Here is a 2,811-nt window from a genome sequence, read left to right as displayed (position 1 = left end):
CTGAAAGATATAAAGAAATTAAAGAGTTTGAGATTATGTAGAATGAACTCAATTGATAGGGGATTAATAGGAACTATAAAAAATTTGAAGGAACTAAGTTTAGAAGAAATGGAGGTTGGCGACCTGCTTTATATTTCAAACCTTAGTAAGTTAATAAAACTAGAGCTCAAACAAGTGACTATACCACATTTATCATTCTTAAAAGGTTTAAAGTATCTAACGTTTTTTGAGACGGATAGCTGTGCAATAGATGAATCACATATAGAGGTTATAGGAGAATTGAAGAAATTAAAGCAATTCACTTATCCGGTTGGAGATTTAACAATACTCAAAAATTGTATGAGTCTAAAGCAGATTGGAGTAGATGCATCAAGACTTAAAGGGTTGGAGGAAATTTCAGACTGTAATATAGTCGATATAACTATATTTCATGCAACATCGAAGGAGAACGCAAAGTCCGTAGTCGCGGAGTTTAATAAATACTTTAAACTTCATTCATATGGATGGCAGGTAACATGGAAAGATTAATGAAACTTGCCTACATTGAGCTTTATCATATAATAGGGCGAAATTTTTATAAAAGAAAGGAGACTAGCCATATTGGTTAGTCTCCGTTGTTTATATTTTTTCGAAATGGAGAGTTTATGAAAAAGACTATTGTTTTTGTATTATCAATACTTATATTATTCTCAGGATTCGCAACACAATGTTATGCGTCGTTGTCAGATGCGCAATCTGCGGCAATACAGGCGTTGTTGGATGATGCCCGTCGTATATCAGGTGTGCCGGGAATGTCAATCTCGCTGTTCTGTTCTTTATCTTAGGATTACGCAGAAGGAAAACGAATGAGCGGCAGCCAATGACAAAAAAGCGAATAATCGTAACAGCTATTTTGCTGATTGCTACGATTGCCCTATGTATAATGTGCTGTGCATTAGATTGGCCAACGATACTTATTTGGCAAACATACAGTATTCTTACAGCTTTGATTTCGTCGGCATTATTAACAGCAAGTATTACATGGTTCGTATACACTCACCTTTATAACGCCTCGCTCCGAAAATAAGCATTTTGTTCGTTCGCTTTATTGGTAAAATGCGTATAGCGTATTTTGTTTGGTACAGCGGAAAGTAGAGTTACGAATAACACAGGAAGAATTAAACTATAAATAAGCATATATGCGGTAAAGCTGTGTGTTGATAGTGAGAGAGAATTGATTTAATGCCAGACACTTGACGAGGCGTTTTAGTACCTGCTATGATTTCTTGAATATCTTTCCTAGATCTGAGAAAGCAGGGCCAGCAACGCCCCAATTATTAACAAGGTACATGACATTGCCGCCTTGAAAGCTTCTTGAAGTAACCCCTTTCACATAAAAGGAACCTCCTTTATTTATCGACCCGTTGAATTACAGGCGATGCGGCGGATACATGAAGGATGTAATCTCAAATCTTATACATTAAAAGAGACAGTATTGAGGAGTATTCGTATGGAACATAAATTAACCTTAATTAATGTTTTTGCCGGCATAAATTCAGAGGAAGCAGTCTTTGAAGAGCTTCCTGCAGAATGCATAAGCGATAAAACATTCAAATTATGTGCATCTCCTGGGCTGGCTCTAGGGCTTGCGAAAGGAGATACAATAAAACTCCATCCCAATGGAGAGTTTGAATTAATAAAACATGGTGGAAATTTCTGCATTCAAATTTACAAAGAGGAGCTTGTTAAAGATAAGATAGAGACAGCTGAATCTATAGTCAAACGAGAGCTTTCCGGTTCTTTAGATGGATTTCATAATGGCTCGCTTGCCTTCACCGCGCCCATCAGGAATGGATTTCATGCCACCAATAAGGTTTTCAATGTAATTAGAGATTTATTAGAATCGGAGTACTATTACTCTAATATTTACGAATATCCATATAACTTTGACGATGAAGAGTTAGTTAGCTGGGCTAGAGATCTGGATTAATCGCTTCAAAATATCAGTTCTCCGGCATCATACACTATCTCTGGGCCACATTTTTCAATTGATCTCCAATCCTGAGTCAAAAAAATAACGCGTAATTATAATATACCCAAAAGCTCAAGAGTTGCAGGAGGCAGTTATGGTAGATGAAAGGCATCTTGTTTATTTCAAAGAACTCCTGGAAGGAAATGCTGTAATTTCTTTTAAGGCATACCTTTCAAATAATGAAGATTCTTTGCGCAAGCAATTTTCTCCGGCGAGATTTGCAAGACTGAAGTTCAAGTCAATTGATGAAATAATAAAGATTCTTGACGAAGAGAATGTATCCTACAGTATTAATAATCATGCCGTAAGAAACGAAAAATATTTAGCAACCTTTCATCTGGATGCCTTGAATGAACAAGGTAGGCTTAAGGAAGGATTCAAAGACACCTTATTCAAAGGAACTGTTCACAACTTTAAAACCAAGGGGGAAGAAGCAGTCTTAACCCTCTATAAATACATCGAATACCCTAAAAAAATCAATAACAAAAAAAATATAGAAAAACTCCAAGACATCGAATGTTTCGCCGAATTGGAATTATCCTTAGGGGATGAAAGTCTTGGCTTATTTTTACTAAAGGCTCTAGCCTCTATTGAGCGTCAGCTTTCCGAAGTAGATGATATTGTCCTTAAAGCTCAAGAAGCAGTCATGAAGCACCATTCATCGAAAAGAGATTAATAACTTCTTCATTGGAGAGATTTGCCCTTTCAATTACTGAAATGGCAGGCCGCGAACGATGAAGGAGGACAAGGATACCAGCCCAAATTCTAAACCAAAAACCAATATTGAAAAAAGGTGATGG

General features: G+C 36.6%; 3 protein-coding genes and 1 pseudogene. All 4 read left to right on the top strand.

The genetic code is table 11. The features are described from left to right. A partial coding sequence (locus ACWNM1_RS30420; protein WP_449603911.1) for a hypothetical protein occupies positions 1–528 on the top strand: 528 nt, incomplete at its 5' end. Between the two features lie 271 nt (positions 529–799). After that, a pseudogene (locus ACWNM1_RS30415) lies at positions 800–1,066 on the top strand (serine hydrolase domain-containing protein); the annotation flags it as partial. Between the two features lie 423 nt (positions 1,067–1,489). After that, the gene (locus ACWNM1_RS30410; RefSeq protein ID WP_449603910.1) at positions 1,490–1,969 is read left to right on the top strand and encodes a DUF4265 domain-containing protein; all 480 of its coding nucleotides are present in this window, start codon (positions 1,490–1,492) and stop codon (positions 1,967–1,969) included. A gap of 136 nt (positions 1,970–2,105) precedes the next feature. Beyond that, on the top strand, positions 2,106–2,687 hold the full coding sequence (locus tag ACWNM1_RS30405) for a hypothetical protein (RefSeq protein ID WP_449603909.1): 582 nt from the start codon (positions 2,106–2,108) through the stop codon (positions 2,685–2,687). The last annotated feature ends 124 nt before the right edge of the window (positions 2,688–2,811 follow it).

This window comes from Paenibacillus sp. Marseille-Q9583, assembly GCF_976954365.1.
Note: the sequence above shows the minus strand (reverse complement) of the source record. Positions and strands in the feature narration are given on the sequence as shown.

Coding starts and splice junctions, on each gene's coding strand:
- ACWNM1_RS30405 (WP_449603909.1), top strand. CDS start 2,106: ATGGTAGATGAAAGGCATCTTGTTTATTTCAAAGAACTCCTGGAAGGA.
- ACWNM1_RS30410 (WP_449603910.1), top strand. CDS start 1,490: ATGGAACATAAATTAACCTTAATTAATGTTTTTGCCGGCATAAATTCA.